Genomic DNA, 17,482 nt, shown 5'->3' with positions numbered 1-17,482 from the left:
TCACCCGGTCGCCGCATCCCCTTCCCCTGCGAGTCCGCCCGTGTCCACGCCCCCCGCCAACGCCGCTTCACCGAACGCTCGCGAATTCGAGTTCGCCGACCGTGACTTCCGCCGCGTCTGCGAGCTGATCTACCAGCGCGTCGGCATCTCGCTGGCCCCGGCCAAGCGCGACATGGTCTATGGACGGCTGTCGCGGCGGCTGCGTGCGCTCGGCATGCGCAGCTTCAGCGACTACCTGGACCAGCTCGAAGCCCACGGCGGTGACGAATGGCAGGCGTTCACCAACGCCCTGACCACCAACCTCACCGCGTTCTTCCGCGAACCTCACCACTTCGAGAAGCTCGCCGAGGAACTGCGCCTTCGCGCCGGCCATGGCACGCTGCAGCTGTGGTCGTGCGCGGCCTCGACCGGCGAAGAACCCTACTCGATGGCGATCACGGCCTGCGAGACCTTCGGCACGCTCAAACCGCCGGTGCGCATCCTGGCGACCGACGTGGACACCCAGGTGCTGGCCACCGCCAGCCGCGGCGTGTACGCGATCGACCGGGTCGCCGGACTGGATCCGGCGATCCGCAAGCGCTACTTCCAGCGCGGTACCGGCCCCAACGAAGGGCATTGCCGGGTCAATCCAGCCCTGCGTGACCTCATCGACTACCGTCCGCTCAACCTGCTCGCCAGCCGTTACGACGTCGGTGGCCCGTTCGATGCCCTGTTGTGCCGCAACGTGATGATCTATTTCGACAAACCGACCCAGCGCGGGATCCTCTCGCGTCTCATCCAGCACATGGGCGATGACGGCCTGCTCTATACCGGCCACTCGGAGAACTACTTGCACGCCGCCGACCTGATCCAACCCTGCGGCCGCACGCTGTACAAGCGCGCGCCGGGAGCACCGGTATGAGTCTGCCGATCCGTAACGACGAGGTGATGCGCTATTTCGACAGCCGCTTCCAGGTGACCGCCGCCAAGCTGCTGCCGACCCAGTACCTCGCCGTGGATGACAACACCGCACTGACCACCACGCTGGGCTCCTGCGTGGCCGCCTGCCTGCGCGATCCGGTGCTCAAGATCGGTGGCATGAACCATTTCCTGCTGCCCGAAGGCAACGTCGGTGATGGCGCGCCCGCGCGCTACGGCAGCTACGCGATGGAACTGCTGATCAACGATCTGCTCAAGCGCGGCGCGCACCGCAAGCGGCTGGAGGCCAAGGTGTTCGGCGGGGCCAACGTGCTCAAGGGCTTCACCAGCAACCCGGTTGGCACCCGCAACGCCGAGTTCGTGCGCCAGTACCTGCAGGCCGAGCACATTCCGATCATCGCCGAGGACCTGTGCGGCATCCATCCACGCAAGGTGTGGTTCTTCGCCGATACCGGCCGCGTGGTGGTGCAGCGCCTGCCGCACGCCCATGAAGCTGAAGTGGCCGCGACCGAATCGGCCGTGCGCGCCCGCCTGTCCAAGGCCCCGGTCACCGGTGGCGTGGAGCTGTTCGAATGACCCACGGCGTGCCCTGCAAAGTCCTGATCGTCGACGACTCGGCGGTCGTCCGCCAGATGCTGAGCGAGATCCTCGCCAGCGATCCCGGCATCGAGGTCGTCGGCACCGCTGCCGATCCCCTGCTGGCGCGCGAGAAGATCAAGCGCCTGGCGCCGGACGTGATCACGCTGGACGTGGAAATGCCACGGATGGATGGCCTGGCCTTCCTGGAAAACCTGATGCGCCTGCATCCGCTGCCGGTGGTGATGATCTCCTCGCTCACCGAGCGCGGTGCCGACACCACCCTGCAGGCGCTGGCGCTGGGCGCGGTGGACTTTGTCTCCAAGCCGAAGCTGGATGTCGCCCGTGGCCTGCAGGGCTACGCCGACGAGATCATCGCCAAGGTCAAGATGGCCGCGCGCTCGCGCGTGCGCCCGCTGTCCCGGCCCAATCCCCCGCGGATCACCCTGGGTGCCGTGGCGCCGGTGGCGACACCGCGCTCCATCCAGTTCCGCACCACCGACCGCCTGATCGCCATCGGCGCCTCCGCCGGGGGCACCGAAGCCCTGCGCGTGGTGCTCGAAGGCCTGCCGGCCGATGCCCCGGCCGTGGTGATGACCCAGCACCTGCCGGCGCAGTTCAGCACCCCGTTCGCCGAGCGCCTGGACCGCCATTCGGCAATGTCGGTGCGCGAAGCCACCGACGGCGAAGCGGTCCTGCCCGGCCATGCCTACCTGCCGCCCGGTGGCAAGCACCTGCGCGTGATCCGGGACGGTGCGCGCTGGCGGTGCCGGATCGACGACGGTCCGCCGATCAACCGGCACAAGCCGGCGGTGGACGTGCTGTTCCGCTCGGTGGCCGAAAGCGCGGGCGCCAATGCCATCGGCGCGATCCTGACCGGTATGGGCGACGATGGTGCGCGCGGCTTGCTGGATCTTCGCAACGCCGGTGCCCCGACCCTGGTGCAGGATGAAGCCACCAGCGTGGTCTGGGGCATGCCGGGCAGCGCGGTGAGGATCGGCGCGGCCGAGGAAATGGTGCCGCTGGAGCGGATTGCGGAGCGGTTGATGGCGTTGGCCCGCAGCTAGCGGCGGCGGGCCGGTCGACACCTACGCCCAGTACAGCCGCATCGGGTTGTCCACCAGCAGCCTGCGCTGCAGATCCGCGGTCACTGCGATACGCGGAATGACGTCCACCAGCGTACCGTCGTCGGGCATGTGCGAGGTCAGATTGGGGTGCGGCCAGTCCGTCCCCCACAAGACCCGGTCCGGGAATCTCTCCACCAGGTGGCGCGCGAACGGCACCACGTCGTCGTAATGCGGCGGCCCACTGCGCGAGAGGCGCTCCGGGCAGCTGACCTTGCTCCACACATTGGCGTGCTCATCCATCAGCCGCACGAACTGCTGGAACGCCGGACCTTCCACGGGCTGGGTCACGTCCGGTCGGCCCATGTGGTCCACCACCACGGTGGTCGGCAGTGAGGTGAAAAAGTCCCAGCGCTCGGCCAGATCGGCCGCCTCGAAGTAGACCACCACGTGCCAGCCCAGCGGCGCAATGCGCTCGATGATCGCGCGGTAGTACGCATCCGGCTTGGGATCGACCAGCCGCTTCACGAAATTGAAGCGGACCCCGCGCACGCCCGCCGCGTGCAGCTCACGCAGTTCAGCATCGGTCACGCTGTCACGCACGGTCGCCACGCCACGGGCGCGGCCGCCCGCACTGCGCAGGGCATCGACCAGGGCACTGTTGTCGGCGCCATGGCAGGTGGCCTGGACGATCACGCTGCGCTCGAATCCCAGCAGGTCACGCAGCGCGAACAGCTGTTCCTTGCCGGCGTCGCATGGGGTGTACTTGCGCTCGGGTGCGTAGGGGAAGCGGTCGCCCGGCCCGAAGACATGGCAATGCGCGTCCACGGCGCCCATGGGCGGCACGAAGCGCGGCACGCTCGGTGTGGGGCAGAAATCCAGCCAATCGGCGTCTTTCACGAAATCACTCATCACAGGCCCCTCGCCTTCAGCTGCGCATCCAGACGCGGATAGACCCGCCGCGCGTTGCCTTCGCACACCTTACGGCGATCGCTCTCGGACAGGCCCAGCGCGTTCACATACCGCAGCGTGTCGTCGAAGAACTGCCCCGTTTCCGGATCGATGCCGCGGACCGCGCCGACCATTTCCGAACCGAACAGGATGTTGTCGATGTCGATGACCTTGAAAAGAAGATCAATGCCCGGTTGATGATAGACGCAGGTATCGAAGAACACGTTCTTCATGACGTGCTCGTTCAGCGGCGGCTTGCCCAGCATGTCGGCCAGGCCACGGAAACGCCCCCAGTGATAGGGAACCGCACCGCCGCCGTGCGGAATGATGAAACGCAACGCAGGGAAGTCACGGAACAGGTCGCCCTGCAGGAACTGCATGAACGCGGTGGTATCGGCGTTGAGGTAGTGCGCGCCGGTGGCATGGAAGTTGGCGTTGCAGCTGCCCGAGACATGCACCATCGCCGGAACGTCCAGTTCCACCATCTTCTCGAAGAACGGATACCAGGCCTTGTCGGTGAGCGGCAGGCCGGTCCAGTGGCCGCCGGACGGGTCCGGGTTGAGGTTGCAGCCCACGAAGCCGAGCTCGTTGACGCAGCGCTCCAGCTCGGCGATCGAATGGGCGATCGGCACGCCCGGCGACTGCGGCAGCTGGCACACGCCGATGAAGGTCTCCGGATACAGCGCCACCACGCGGGCGATCAGGTCGTTGCAGCGGCGTGTCCATTCCGCGCTGACCCGTTCGTCGCCGATGTGATGGGCCATGGTGCTGGCACGCGGGGAGAAGATGGTCATGTCGGCACCACGCTCGCGCAGCAGGCGCAACTGGTTGGCCTCCACGCTCTCGCGCAACTCCGCATCGCTGATCTCCGGGTAGACCGGCGCCGGCAGCGAGGGGTCGTGGTAATGCGCGATCTGCTGTTTGCGGAAGGCGTCGTGGCTGGCGGGGGCGGTCGTGTAATGACCGTGGCAATCGATGATCATGCAGGGGCCTCGTGGGGGATCAATCACCAGCCGAACAGCTGGGCGAAGTGGATGTCCATGCGCAGCCCGACAATCAGCGCATCGGGAATGTCGGTGGTACGGGTAGGCGCGTAGAGGGGATCGGGGTTGATGACGTACTGCAGGTTGGGCATCAGGCGGATGCCCTTGTGCACGGCCCAGCCATAGCTGAGCTCGGCGATGATCTCGTCCGCATGCGGCGCACCGTTGCCGCCATTGCGGGTACGCCGGTCGCGCAGGAAGTCGATCTGTTCGTCACTGAAGTGGGTGTTGGAGACAAACATCGCCAACGTGTCCTGCTCGCGGCCGGCGAAGGTGCCGGTCTTGACGAAGCCGGCCGAGACGAAGGTGTCGACCGGCGCTTCGTTGCCCGTGTTCACGTACGCGCGCGCAAACAGCGCGAGGTTGCGCTTGCCTGTACCCCGCCAGACCGTCTGATCGGCCATGGCATACGCGCCCGACCGCGCACCGTCCTGCACCGCGGTCGGCCTGCCGGTCAGCGCTGCGGAGGTGCCGTTGGCATCGTAGTAGGAGCTCTTGCCACCATCGCTGTTGCGGTACATGCCCAGCCGAAAGGTCCGCGGCAGACGGTCATTGGCGAAGCTGGTCTGGTAGCCGACTTCATACGCGGTGATGGTCCCGGTACCCTCGCCCACCGAGAAGTCCAGGCCGTTCTTGCCGGCCTTGTTCAAGGCGTTGTTGTAGTCGAAGGCACCGGCCTGCGCATACCAGCGGTCATTCACGTCGTAGCGCACGATCCCGGCCCAGGACGCGTTCGGGTAGGCAGTGATGCCCAGATCGGTGATCGCCCCATACGGGGTCAGGCACATCGCGTTGCTCATGAACACGCAGTTGAGCGCGGAGCTGTTGAAGTAGCTGTTCACCGGGGCACGACCGGCAATGATGCTCAGGCCGTTGTCGAAGCGGTGGCGCAGGGTCAGCCGGGTCAGGCGCCCGCCGGCCACCGGCCGCCAGGTCTGCTGGGCACTGATCGAATTGCCGATTTTCTCGCGCGCCAGGTTGCGGCCGGCGAACCAGGCCCACTGCGCATCGACGTCGGTGTTGTGGATACCCCACAGCGTGTCCAGATCAAACCTGGACTGGGCCATCACCCAGTACGAGCCTTGGGTGCCCTGCTCGACACCACCGACCGGATTGGAGGCGACGTTGCCGACCAGGTCCAACGTGAGATCGACGCCATCGGGCAGACTGCCCTTGGGTGAAGCGGACGCGGCGAACGCCGGCGCCGCCAGGCTGGCAGCCACCAGCAGGCAAAGGGTGTTGCGGGGAAAACGGGACACAAGCGCCTCCTGTGCGCGGCCGCAGCCGCGCAACGGATGGATGTCGGGAGGCCGCGGCAGCGCCGCGGCGGCAGGATCAGACGGTGGCGGCAGTCAGCACGCGGCGTCTCAGCCGCCGAGTGCCGATCTGCTCGGCCAGCACCTTCTCGTCGAGCTTGCCTTCCCACTTGGCGATGACCAGCACCGCGATCGCATTGCCGATCAGGTTCACGAAGGTCAGGCCCTCTGCCAGGATCCGGTGGATGCCCAGGATCAACGCGATGCTCGCCACCGGGATCGTGCCGGTGGTGCCCAGCGTCGCTGCCAGCACCACGAATGCCGCGCCGGCCACACCGGCCGCTCCCTTGGAGGTCAGCAGCAGCACCGCGATCAGGCCCAGCTGGTGCCAGACGGTCAGCTCGGTGTTGGTCGCCTGGGCCAGGAACAGCGCGACGGTGGTCAGGTACAGGCAGGTGCCGTCGAGGTTGAACGAGTAGCCGGCCGGGATCACGAAACCCACCACACCTTCCTCGCAGCCCAGCTTCTTCATTTTTTCGATCAGGCGCGGCAGGACGGTTTCGGTGGAGGTGGTCGCCGCGACGATGACGATCTCATCGCGCAGGTAGCCCAGCAGCCGCCACAAGCTGGCACCGGTCCACCAGCACACGCTGCCCAGCACCAGCACGGTGAACAGCCCACAGACCACGAAGAACTCGATGATCAGCTCGCCCAGCGACAGCAGCGAGCCCGCACCGAACTGGCCAACGGTGAAGGCGATTGCACCGAAGGCGCCGATCGGGGCGAAGTACATGATGTAGCCGATGATCTTGAACAGCGCGCCCGAGGTGGACTCGATCACCTTCATCACCGGCGCGCCGCGCTCGCCGATCGAGGCCAGCGCCACACCGAACAGCACCGCCACGAAGAGCACCTGCAGCACGTGCGCTTCGGTGAAGGCGCTCACCAGCGTGTTGGGGATGATCGCCATGATGTAGGACACGATCGACTGGTCATGCGCGCTGTGCACGTAGCCCTGGATGCTGGCCATGTCGATGGTGGCCGGGTCGATGTTCATCCCCGCGCCCGGCTTCCAGACATCCACCACCACCAGGCCCACGATCAGCGCCAGGATCGTGATGACTTCGAAGTAGATCAGCGATTTCAGGGCCAGGCGGCCCACGCTGCGCATGTCGCGCATGCCGGCGATGCCATGCACCACCGTGACGAAGATGATCGGACCGATCATCATCCGGATCAGCTTGATGAACGCGTCGCCGAAGGGCTTCATCGCCGAGCCGATGTCCGGCTGCAGCCACCCCAACAGCACGCCGATCACGGTACCTGCCAGCACCTGGAACCAGAGCTGGCCCACAATGCCGAAGCGGCTCGGCCGCTTCTCTACAACGGTCATATCAACCCTCCCAGGTCACAAGAATAAGGACGTCGTGCGTATTCAGTCGAACAGCACGCCGTCGAAGAGCTTTCGCGCGGTGCGCAGTACCGCGGCGCGGGTCACCTGCCCGGCCGCGTCCAGATCCAGCACGGCAGCGGTGCTTCCACTGGGGTGCTCGATCTCCAGCGTCTGATGCGGGCCGCCGGGCAGCGCCGCGAGGGCATGCGCGGGGGAATCTGGCAGCAGACAGGCCGTGGCGACCGTCACTGCCCCAAGCACCCCGATGGAGGCGTGGCAGCGATGCGGAATGAACGAACGGACGCTGATCGCCCCGCCTGCGCGAGGCGCCGCCACCAGCATCATCTTGGGGACGGACTGGGCACTGACATCACCCAACCGCATCAGCGGGCCGGCCTGCAGGCGGATCGCCTCCAACGTGGCCTTGAGCGCCTCATCAGCGTCCAGCGTGGCGCGGTCCTCATGGCCGGTGATGCCCACATCGGAGGCGCGCAGCACGACGCACGGCATGCCGTTGTCGATCAGGGTGGTCTCCACCCCGTCGATGACATCGACAGCATGGCCGGTCGGCAGCAGCGCGCCACAGCTGGAGCCGGCGATGTCGGCGAACGCCAATGGAACCGGGGCGGCGCTGCCGGGCACGCCGTCGATGCGTGCCTGGCCGTCATACGCCACCGTGCCCTGCGGCGTCTGCACGGTCGCCGAGGCGAGCGTGCCGGTGTTGCACATGAAGATGCGTACGTCGGTCTGCTCGCCCGTGGCTGCAACCAATCCACGCTCGATGGCGAACGGGCCGACGGCGGCCAGCATGTTGCCGCAGTTCTGCGCATCGCTGACCACGGCCTGGTCCACGAACACCTGCAGGAACAGATAGTCCACGTCGGCATCCGCATGGCGGGAGGGCGCCACGACCGCGACCTTGGAGGTCAGCGGATCAGCGCCGCCCATGCCATCGATCTGGCGCGGATCGGGCGAGCCGAACGCACGTAGCAGGAAGGCATCGCGCGTGGCCGGCTCGGCCGGCAGCTCCGAAGCGAGAAAGAACCCGCCCTTGGAGGTGCCGCCGCGCATCCACATCGCGCGCACGGCCTTACTCATAGCGCAGGCCCTTGGCCGCCAGGCGCTCGCGCATCTGGTAGATGTCCAGGCCCAGCTCGCCCTTGGCCAACCGTTCGCGCTTGTCCGCTTCACGGGCCTCGCGGGCCTGTGCCTCGCGGGCCACATGCGCCGCATCCGCACGCGGCACGATGCAGACCCCGTCGTCGTCGGCGATCACCACATCGCCCGGCCGGACCAGTGCCCCGCCACAGACCACCGGCACATTGACCGACCCCAGCGTTTCCTTGACCGTGCCCTGCGCGTGGATCGCGCGGCTCCAGACCGGGAAGCCCATCGCGGTGAGGTCACGCACGTCGCGTACGCCGGCATCGATCACCAGCCCGCGGCAGCCACGCACCTGGGCCGAGGTCGCCAGCAGATCGCCGAAGTAGCCGTCGGTGCAGTCGCTGGTCGGCGCCACCACCAGCACGTCGCCCTCGCGGAGCTGCTCGATGGCCACGTGCATCATCCAGTTGTCGCCCGGCGGCACCGACACGGTGATCGCGCTACCGGCGATGCGCCCACCGCCATAGATCGGGCGCAGCCGCGGATGCAGCAGACCGCTGCGGCCCTGCGCTTCATGCGCGGTGGCAACACCGGCCTGCGCAAGCACCTGGATCACCGCCGCATCGGCGCGTTCGATAGAAGAGACTACCCGGGACATCCATCCATCCTTCGTTGACGATGGCGCAGTCTGTCCTTGCGCCGCCCAACCCCTCAAGATCGTTTTTCGAAACAGCCATTGGGTTTGGTTATAGTTGATCCATGAGCACACCTCTGGACCTGAACCTCAAGCATCTGCATGCCCTCGCCGCGGTCTACCACCACGGCGGCATCAGCGCGGCCGCACCGCACGTGAATCTGTCCCAGCCGGCGTTGACGCAGGCCATCGCGCGGCTGGAGAAACAGTTGGACGCGCCGCTGTTCGATCGCCAGCCCGGCGGCATGTCGCCGACCGAGGCGGCCGGGCTGCTGGTGCCGCGGATCGAACGCGCGCTTGCCTACATCGCGCACGGTGTCCGCGGGGCCCGCCGGGCCCAGCGCCTGCCGGCGATGCCCGCTGTGGAGCGGCGGGTCACCTTGGGCCAGCTGCGCGCCTTGGCCGCAGTGGATACCGCCGGCAGCTTCACGCTCGCGGCGAGCCGCGCGGGCGTGTCCCAACCGGCCATCTATCGCGCGGTGCACGAGCTCGCCGAGGTGATTGAGACACCGTTGATGGTGCGCCGCGGGAAAACCGTGCAGCCGACTCCCGCGGCCACACGCATGCTCCGTCTGGTCCGCCTGGCGCTGTCCGAGCTGAGCGCCGGCGTCGATGAACTTGCCTCACTCCGCTCGCAACAGGGCGGCCGGGTCGCGCTCGGCGTCATGCCGTTGGCCCGGGCCATCCTGTTGCCCCAGGTGCTTGCCCGCTTTGCGCGCGCGCATCCGGGGGCGACGGTGAACGTGATCGAAGGCCCCTACGCCGAGCTGCTCGGTGACCTGCGCGAAGGCAGCCTGGACCTGTTGATCGGCGCGATGCGCGACAAGCTGCCGGTACGCGACATCGCGCAGGAAGGACTGTTCGACGACGACCCGGTCATTGTCGCGCGCAGCGGACATCCACTGGCTGCCACCCAAGGGATCCACTTTCCACAGCTGCTCGACTACCCCTGGGTGATCGCCGCGACGGGGGCCCCGGTCCGGGCGCGCTGGGAGCGGATGTTCCGCCAGCATGGCCACGAACCCCCGCGGCTGCGCATCGAGTGTGGTTCGGTGTTGATCACCCGCGGCCTGCTGCTCGAAGACGACTGGCTCACGCTGATGTCGCGCGATCAGTTCGTGTTCGAACGTCGGGCCGGCCTGCTCTGCGAGATCGGCCGGGCCGGCGATGACCTGCGCCGCCGTATCGGCCTGACCACCCGCGCTGACTGGCACCCTACCCGGCTGCAGCAGGCGTTCGTGGAGACGTTCCGGCAGGTCTGTACCGAACGCAACGATGCAGGCGACGAGGCCTGGCCGTTCCGGTTTCCGACACCCTGAGCGTCGCGCATGAAAAAACCCCCGGCGTTCACCGGGGGTTCTTGTGTTCATCCATCGACCCACGGTCGATGGCTACCGAGGCCGGGCAGCGCCCGGCACCGGATCAGGCAGCCACCGTACCGGCGACTTCCTGATAATCCTCGATCTGGTCGAAGTTCATGTAGCGGTAGATGTCCTTGCTGCTGGCATCCAGCACACCGATGTCGGCCATGTACTCTTCCTTGGTCGGGATGCGACCCAGACGCGAACAGATCGCGGCCAGTTCGGCCGACCCCAGGTACACGTTGGAGTTGCGGCCCAGACGGTTCGGGAAGTTGCGGGTCGAGGTCGAGAACACCGTCGCACCCTCACGCACCTGTGCCTGGTTGCCCATGCACAGCGAGCAGCCCGGCATTTCCATGCGTGCGCCGGCGGTGCCGAAGGTGCCGTAATGGCCTTCCTTGGTCAGCTCCGACGCATCCATCTTGGTCGGCGGGGCCACCCACAGCTTGGTCGGGATGTCGCGCTTGCCTTCCAGCAGCTTGGCCGCCGCACGGAAGTGACCGATGTTGGTCATGCACGAACCGATGAAGACTTCATCGATGGCCGCGCCGGCCACGTCCGACAGCGTCTTGACGTCATCCGGATCGTTCGGGCAGGCCACGATCGGCTCGTGGATGTCGGCCAGGTCGATCTCGATGACGGCGGCGTACTCTGCGTCGGCATCCGGGGCCAGCAGCTCCGGGTTGGCCAGCCAGGCCTCCATCTTCTCGATGCGGCGCGCCAGCGAACGGGCGTCCTGGTAACCCTCGGCGATCATCCACTTCAGCAGCGTGATGTTGCTGGTGAGGTACTCGATGATCGGCTCCTTGTTCAGGTGCACCGAGCAACCGGCGGCCGAACGTTCGGCCGAGGCATCGGACAGTTCGAACGCCTGTTCGACCTTCAGCTCCGGCAGACCTTCGATCTCGAGGATGCGACCGGAGAAGATGTTCTTCTTGCCGGCCTTGGCCACGGTCAGCAGACCGGACTTGATCGCATACAGCGGGATCGCGTTGACCAGGTCACGCAGGGTCACGCCCGGCTGCATCGTGCCCTTGAAGCGCACCAGCACCGATTCGGGCATGTCCAGCGGCATCACGCCGGTGGCCGCCGCAAAGGCGACCAGGCCCGAGCCGGCCGGGAACGAAATGCCCACCGGGAAACGGGTGTGCGAATCGCCACCGGTGCCGACGGTGTCGGGCAGCAGCATGCGGTTGAGCCAGCTGTGGATCACGCCGTCGCCCGGGCGCAGCGAGATGCCGCCACGGGTGGAGATGAACTCCGGCAGGGTGTGGTGGGTCTTGACGTCCACCGGCTTCGGGTACGCGGCGGTGTGGCAGAACGACTGCATCACCAGGTCGGCCGAGAAGCCCAGGCAGGCCAGGTCCTTCAGTTCGTCACGGGTCATCGGACCGGTGGTGTCCTGCGAGCCCACCGAGGTCATCTTCGGTTCGCAGTAGGTGCCCGGGCGCATGCCCTGGCCTTCCGGCAGGCCACAGGCGCGGCCGACCATCTTCTGCGCCAGCGAGAAGCCCTTGCCGGTATCCGGCGGGTCCATCGGCAGGCGGAACAGATCGGTCGGGGCCAGGCCCAGCGCTTCACGCGCCTTGGCGGTCAGGCCGCGGCCGATGATCAGCGGAATGCGGCCACCGGCGCGCACTTCGTCGAACAGCACATCGGACTTGACCTTGAACTCGGCAATGACCGCGCCGTCCTTCAGGGCCTTGCCGTCGTACGGACGCAGCTCGATCACATCGCCCATGTTCATCTGCGACACGTCGAGTTCGATCGGCAGCGCGCCGGCGTCTTCCATGGTGTTGTAGAAGATCGGGGCGATCTTCGAACCCAGGCACACGCCACCGAAGCGCTTGTTCGGGATGAACGGAATATCTTCACCGGTGAACCACAGCACCGAGTTGGTGGCCGACTTGCGGCTGGAACCGGTGCCGACCACGTCGCCCACGTAGGCGACCAGGTGACCCTTGTCCTTCAGCGATTCGATGAACGTGACCGGGCCGCGCTTGCCGTCTTCTTCCGGCTCGATGCCATCACGCTTGTTCTTCAGCATCGCCAGGGCGTGCAGCGGGATGTCCGGGCGGGTGGTGGCATCCGGGGCCGGCGACAGGTCATCGGTGTTGGTTTCGCCGGTCACCTTGAGCACGGTGATGGTCAGGCTTTCGGGCACCTGCGGACGGCTGGTGAACCACTCCGCATCGGCCCAGCTCTGCAGCACGCCCTGGGCGTTGGCATTGCCGGCCTTGGCCTTTTCCTGTACGTCGTGGAAGGCATCGAACACCAGCAGGGTGTTTTTCAGCGCATCGGCGGCGATCGCACCGACGGCAGCGTCGTCCAGCAGCTGGACCAGCGGGGCGACGTTGTAACCGCCGAGCATGGTGCCCAGCAGTTCGGTGGCGCGCTCGCGCGTGATCAGCGGATTGACTTCGCTGCCCAGGGCGATCGCGGCCAGGTACGAGGCCTTGACCTTGGCAGCGTCATCGACGCCGGCCGGCACGCGGTGGGTCAGCAGGTCCAGCAGGAACTCTGCTTCGCCGGCGGGCGGGTTCTTCAGCAGTTCGATGACGTCGGCCGTCTGCTGGGCGCTCAGCGGCAGCGGCGGGATGCCAAGCGCGGCGCGCTCGGCTACGTGGTGGCGGTAGGCTTCCAACATGACAACTCCCGGGTGATTCTTTTGAAAGAATGCGGTTTAAAGAATGGGCTCAGGCTTGCGGCACGATCAGCTTCAGGCCCTTGAAGTAGTCGCGGTAAAACGTGTCGTTCCAGGTGATCAGGCCATCGCACTGCAGCAGTGCATGGGCCCCCACCATGAAGTCGTCCAGGCTGCGCCGGCCTTGGCCACGCTGCCGGTGGCGGCGCTGCATCTCGCCGGCGCGCAGGGCCGATTTGGCCTCCAGCGCGTTGAAATGGACACCCATTTCCTCCAGCGCTTCGAGCACTTCGGCGCCGCCGCGCAGCGAGGCGCACAGCTCGGCCAAGGTCGCGCCGCAGACCACCACGCGCCCGCCGACCAGGCTCTGGCGCAGGCAGGCCTCGACGGCATCGGCCTGCGGGCCGTTGCTGAGCAGTTCGATCAGCACCGGCGAATCGACGGCGATCATCGCGGGCTCAGTCTTCGTCACGGACAGCCTTCACGGCGGCCTCGGACGACTCGAAGCCATCCAGTGCGAATTTGCCGCGGGCGCGGGAGATCGCATCGTCCACGCTCTTGCGCAGGATGATGCGGCCGCCTTCCAGCTCCACGGTCAACTGGGTGCCCTTGGTCAGCCCCAGGGCGTCACGCACGGCCTTGGGCAGCGTGATCTGTCCGCGTTCAGCAACAGTAGCTTCCATGGGGTACGCCTCGAAAAGTATGTATAAATTGTACGTACTTTGACGTTCAGGGGCAAATCCAGGCGGCGCCCGCCTTTCGGGCGTCCCGGGCCCGGCAAGAAGGCTAGACTGAACGAGCAGCAACCGCTGCCGCCTGGACCCGGACGCTTGCCGCCCTCCTGGCGACCCGCACCCCCATCGATAGACAAGGACATCCCACGATGCGCGCCACCACCCTCGCTTTTGCCCTGCTGATTGCCGCCCCGCTGGCCCTGGCTGCCCCATCGGCGCATGCCAACCCGTTTGGCGCCTACACCACCGGCACCGAGATCACCCAGCAGCAACTGGATGCCGCCGAAGTGGGCAAAACCACCCAGGATGATGTGCGTGGCGCCTTCGGCGCCCCCAGCCGCCGCGAACAGCTCGGCGACACACAGGTCTGGTACTACGACTTCGTCAAGATCAAGTCGTTCGGCAAGAACATCCAGGAAGCCACCGTGTTCGAGTTCGGCAAGACCGGCGTGTTGTCCGCCAAGTCCAAGACCAATGCGGTGGGCAAGACCGGCAACCCCCTGATCGACGCCGCCAACGGCAAGTAAGCGGCCGCGGCCGAGCTACTTCCAGACGGGGCGCTCATGGCGCCCCGTCTGCATTCGGGATGCAGGCGATGACATCGGCACTACACATGCCTGTGTAACCTTGCGTCCTGAGCCCAAGGGCTGGCACGCCCCGGCCGCTGTCGCATACTGCGAGGGATCGGCGGGCGCAGCGAGCCCGACGGCAGCCGCAAGCAGGCGCGCGTTCCGGCGCAGCCGTTGCAAGCCATCAGCAAAGGAGTCATCTGCAATGAGCGATTCGTTCTCCACCCGCAGCCAGCTGGACGTCGGCGGCACCACCTACGACTACTTCAGCCTGCCCAAGCTCGGACAGACGTTCGACATTTCCCACCTGCCCTATTCGATGAAGATCCTGCTGGAGAATCTGCTCCGGCACGAGGATGGTGGCGTCACCGTCGGCAAGGACCACATCCAGGCCGTGGCCCAGTGGGACCCCAAGGCCGAGCCCGACATCGAGATCGCCTTCATGCCCGCGCGCGTGGTGCTGCAGGATTTCACCGGCGTGCCCTGCGTCGTCGATCTGGCCGCGATGCGCGATGCGGTGGTCAAGCTCGGCGGTCGACCGGAGCAGATCAATCCGCAGATTCCGTCCGAGCTGGTGATCGATCACTCGGTGCAGGTCGATGTGTTCGGCACGCCCGACGCGCTGGATCTCAACGGCAAGATCGAATTCCAGCGCAATCAGGAACGCTATGGCTTCCTGCGCTGGGGCCAGAAGGCCTTCGATGATTTCAAGGTGGTGCCGCCCAACACCGGCATCGTCCACCAGGTGAACCTGGAAAACCTGGCCCGCGTCGTCATGACTGCGGACAAGGATGGCAAGGCGGTGGCGTACCCGGACACCGTGTTCGGTACCGACAGCCACACCACCATGATCAATGGCATCGGCGTGCTCGGCTGGGGCGTGGGCGGTATCGAAGCCGAGGCCGCGATGCTCGGCCAGCCGTCCTCGATGCTGATCCCGCAGGTAGTCGGCTTCAAGCTGACCGGCCGCATGCCCGAAGGCGCCACCGCCACCGATCTGGTGCTGACCGTCACCCAGATGCTGCGCAAGCACGGCGTGGTCGGCAAGTTCGTGGAGTTCTTCGGTGAGGGCCTGCAGCACCTGCCGCTGGCCGACCGTGCCACGATCGGCAACATGGCACCGGAATATGGCGCCACCTGCGGCATCTTCCCGATCGACGAAGAATCATTGACCTACCTGCGCCTGTCCGGCCGCAGCGAAGCACAGATCGATCTCGTCGAAGCCTATGCCAAGGCCCAGGGCCTGTGGCACGACGCCAACACCGCGCACGCCAGCTACAGCGCCACGCTGGAACTGGACATGGGCGAGGTCAAGCCGTCGCTGGCCGGCCCCAAGCGCCCGCAGGACCGCGTGCTGCTGGAAGACGTCAAGCAGAACTACCGCGAGAACCTGGTCGGCCTGACCACCAACCGCGACAAGCGCAACGATGACGTCTCCAAGTTCGTCAACGAAGGCGGCGGTGCGGCGGTCGGCAACGAACAGCTGGCCAAGGGCTACAGCGATGTCGAGCTGGAGGGTCACAGATTCCGCCTGAAGGATGGCGCGGTGGTGATCGCCGCGATCACCTCGTGCACCAACACCTCCAACCCGGCGGTGATGATCGGTGCCGGCCTGCTCGCCCGCAACGCGGCCGCCAAGGGGCTGGACCGCAAGCCGTGGGTGAAGACCTCGCTCGGCCCGGGCTCGCGCGTGGTCACCGATTACCTGGAAAAAGCCGGTGTGCTTACCGAGCTGGAAAAGATCGGGTTCTACGTGGTCGGCTATGGCTGCACCACCTGCATCGGCAACTCCGGCCCGCTGCCGACCGAAGTCAGTGCGGGCATCGCCGCTGGTGACCTGGTGGTGGCCTCGGTGTTGTCGGGCAACCGCAACTTCGAAGGTCGCGTGCACCCGGAAGTCAAAATGAACTACCTGGCCAGCCCGCCGCTGGTCGTCGCCTACGCCATCGCCGGCACCACCGATATCGACCTGACCACCGAGCCGCTGGGCACGGGCAGCGATGGCCAGCCGGTGTATCTGCGCGATATCTGGCCGAGCAACAAGGAAATCGGCGACGTGATCGCTGCGACCATCGGGCCGGAGATGTTCAAGAAGAACTATGCCGACGTGTTCAAGGGCGACACCCGCTGGAACACCATCCAGTCGCCCGATGGCGATCTGTACGAGTGGGATGGCAACTCGACCTACATCAAGAACCCGCCCTACTTCGACGGCATGACGATGGACGTCGGCCACATCGAGGATGTGCATGGCGCGCGTGTGATGGGCCTGTTCGGCGACTCGATCACCACCGATCACATCTCCCCGGCCGGCAACATCAAGAAGGATTCCCCGGCGGGCCGCTTCCTGCAGGAGCGTGGCGTGCAGCCGGCTGACTTCAACAGCTACGGCAGTCGCCGCGGCAACGATGACGTCATGGTGCGCGGCACCTTCGCCAACATCCGGATCAAGAACCTGATGTTCGGCGGCGAAGAAGGCGGCAACACGCTGTACTTCCCGAAGGACGGCGGCGAGCCGCAGAAGCTGGCGATCTACGACGCGGCCGTCAAGTACAAGGCCGAGGGCGTCCCGCTGGTGGTGTTCGCCGGCAAGGAATACGGCACCGGCTCCTCCCGCGACTGGGCGGCCAAGGGCACCAACCTGCTGGGCGTCAAGGCGGTGATCGCCGAGAGTTTCGAGCGCATCCACCGCTCCAACCTGGTTGGCATGGGCGTGCTGCCGCTGCAGTTCAAGAACGGCGAGAACGCACAGAGCCTGGGCCTGGATGGCTCGGAGGTGGTCGACATCACCGGCCTGGAGGATGGCGCCAGCAAATCGGCCACCCTCACCGCGACCCGGGCCGATGGCACGAAGAAGACCTTCGAGGTCCATGTGATGCTGCTGACCCCGAAGGAAGTGGAGTACTTCAAGCACGGCGGCCTGCTGCAGTACGTGCTGCGCCAGCTGGCGGGGAAGAAGTAAGCGTCAGCCACTTGGCGAAGTACGCCGTCTCCATCCAGGGGATGACCTGACAGCAAGGGGGCGCAACGCCCCCTTGCTGCTTTCCGGATCCTCGCGAATCTGCGTCTTGGGCGTGCCCCGGACAGGCGTCCCAACGCCCCATCTTCTTTTTCATAAATTTCATAAATCACATATTTATCCCATTTCGTATGCAATGAGCTAGGCTGGAGGCAT

At 66.3% G+C, this 17,482-nt stretch carries 15 protein-coding genes; 6 read left to right on the top strand and 9 right to left on the bottom strand.

Going from position 1 to position 17,482, the window contains the following annotated elements; translation table 11 throughout:
- The first annotated feature begins 40 nt into the window (after positions 1-40).
- The 3 genes from ABE546_RS00295 to ABE546_RS00285 are packed head-to-tail and all read left to right on the top strand — an operon-like array spanning position 41 to position 2,561.
- Positions 41-901: a CheR family methyltransferase gene (locus tag ABE546_RS00295; RefSeq protein ID WP_346462222.1), complete on the top strand. Its 861-nt coding sequence runs from the start codon at positions 41-43 to the stop codon at positions 899-901.
- Complete coding sequence (gene cheD / locus ABE546_RS00290) at positions 898-1,494, top strand: chemoreceptor glutamine deamidase CheD (RefSeq protein ID WP_121036713.1); 597 nt, start codon at positions 898-900, stop codon at positions 1,492-1,494. The genes ABE546_RS00295 and cheD overlap by 4 nt, the downstream gene beginning before the upstream one ends.
- Positions 1,491-2,561, top strand: a complete 1,071-nt coding sequence (locus ABE546_RS00285; protein WP_346462221.1) for a chemotaxis response regulator protein-glutamate methylesterase — start codon at positions 1,491-1,493, stop codon at positions 2,559-2,561. Before cheD ends, ABE546_RS00285 begins: the two co-directional genes overlap by 4 nt.
- Before the next feature lie 21 nt (positions 2,562-2,582).
- On the opposite strand, the gene ABE546_RS00280 is transcribed toward ABE546_RS00285, so the two are convergent.
- The 6 genes from ABE546_RS00280 to ABE546_RS00255 form a co-directional block, all read right to left on the bottom strand.
- Complete coding sequence (locus ABE546_RS00280) at positions 2,583-3,458, bottom strand: amidohydrolase family protein (RefSeq protein ID WP_346462219.1); 876 nt, start codon at positions 3,456-3,458, stop codon at positions 2,583-2,585.
- An 11-nt stretch (positions 3,459-3,469) separates the two neighbouring features.
- Positions 3,470-4,492, bottom strand: a complete 1,023-nt coding sequence (locus ABE546_RS00275; RefSeq protein WP_313212469.1) for an amidohydrolase family protein — start codon at positions 4,490-4,492, stop codon at positions 3,470-3,472.
- 23 nt (positions 4,493-4,515) lie between these two features.
- Positions 4,516-5,811 (bottom strand): carbohydrate porin, encoded by a 1,296-nt coding sequence (locus tag ABE546_RS00270; protein ID WP_346462218.1) that lies wholly within the window; start codon positions 5,809-5,811, stop codon positions 4,516-4,518.
- Positions 5,812-5,887: 76 nt separating this feature from the next.
- Complete coding sequence (gene dctA / locus ABE546_RS00265) at positions 5,888-7,201, bottom strand: C4-dicarboxylate transporter DctA (RefSeq protein WP_313218241.1); 1,314 nt, start codon at positions 7,199-7,201, stop codon at positions 5,888-5,890.
- 42 nt (positions 7,202-7,243) lie between these two features.
- Complete coding sequence (locus tag ABE546_RS00260; RefSeq protein ID WP_313212472.1) at positions 7,244-8,299, bottom strand: 4-oxalomesaconate tautomerase; 1,056 nt, start codon at positions 8,297-8,299, stop codon at positions 7,244-7,246.
- Positions 8,292-8,963, bottom strand: coding sequence for a 4-carboxy-4-hydroxy-2-oxoadipate aldolase/oxaloacetate decarboxylase (locus ABE546_RS00255; protein ID WP_313212473.1), 672 nt, complete (start codon positions 8,961-8,963; stop codon positions 8,292-8,294). Before ABE546_RS00255 ends, ABE546_RS00260 begins: the two co-directional genes overlap by 8 nt.
- Before the next feature lie 101 nt (positions 8,964-9,064).
- Here ABE546_RS00255 and ABE546_RS00250 point away from each other — a divergent pair, with 101 nt between their 5' ends.
- Entirely contained in the window at positions 9,065-10,318 is a 1,254-nt protein-coding gene (locus tag ABE546_RS00250; protein WP_346462217.1) for a LysR family transcriptional regulator, read from the top strand.
- A 103-nt stretch (positions 10,319-10,421) separates the two neighbouring features.
- Here ABE546_RS00250 and acnB read toward each other — a convergent pair whose 3' ends face one another.
- From acnB to ABE546_RS00235, 3 genes are read right to left on the bottom strand one after another with little or no spacing between them, the layout of a single operon-like run.
- Positions 10,422-13,007: a bifunctional aconitate hydratase 2/2-methylisocitrate dehydratase gene (gene acnB, locus ABE546_RS00245; RefSeq protein ID WP_313212475.1), complete on the bottom strand. Its 2,586-nt coding sequence runs from the start codon at positions 13,005-13,007 to the stop codon at positions 10,422-10,424.
- 49 nt (positions 13,008-13,056) lie between these two features.
- The gene (locus tag ABE546_RS00240) at positions 13,057-13,455 is read right to left on the bottom strand and encodes a type II toxin-antitoxin system VapC family toxin (protein WP_313212487.1); all 399 of its coding nucleotides are present in this window, start codon (positions 13,453-13,455) and stop codon (positions 13,057-13,059) included.
- A gap of 7 nt (positions 13,456-13,462) precedes the next feature.
- Positions 13,463-13,687, bottom strand: coding sequence for an AbrB/MazE/SpoVT family DNA-binding domain-containing protein (locus tag ABE546_RS00235; RefSeq protein WP_123729167.1), 225 nt, complete (start codon positions 13,685-13,687; stop codon positions 13,463-13,465).
- 200 nt (positions 13,688-13,887) lie between these two features.
- Here ABE546_RS00235 and bamE point away from each other — a divergent pair, with 200 nt between their 5' ends.
- Positions 13,888-14,265, top strand: a complete 378-nt coding sequence (gene bamE / locus ABE546_RS00230) for an outer membrane protein assembly factor BamE (RefSeq protein WP_346462216.1) — start codon at positions 13,888-13,890, stop codon at positions 14,263-14,265.
- A gap of 247 nt (positions 14,266-14,512) precedes the next feature.
- Positions 14,513-17,269 carry an aconitate hydratase AcnA gene (acnA, locus tag ABE546_RS00225; RefSeq protein ID WP_346462214.1) on the top strand — a complete coding sequence of 919 codons (2,757 nt, stop codon included), beginning with the start codon at positions 14,513-14,515 and terminating at the stop codon, positions 17,267-17,269.
- Positions 17,270-17,482: the final 213 nt, after the last annotated feature.

It is taken from the genome of Stenotrophomonas sp. TWI377, assembly GCF_039674525.1.
Classification (GTDB): domain Bacteria; phylum Pseudomonadota; class Gammaproteobacteria; order Xanthomonadales; family Xanthomonadaceae; genus Stenotrophomonas.
This window is presented reverse-complemented; position numbering and strand designations above follow the sequence as displayed.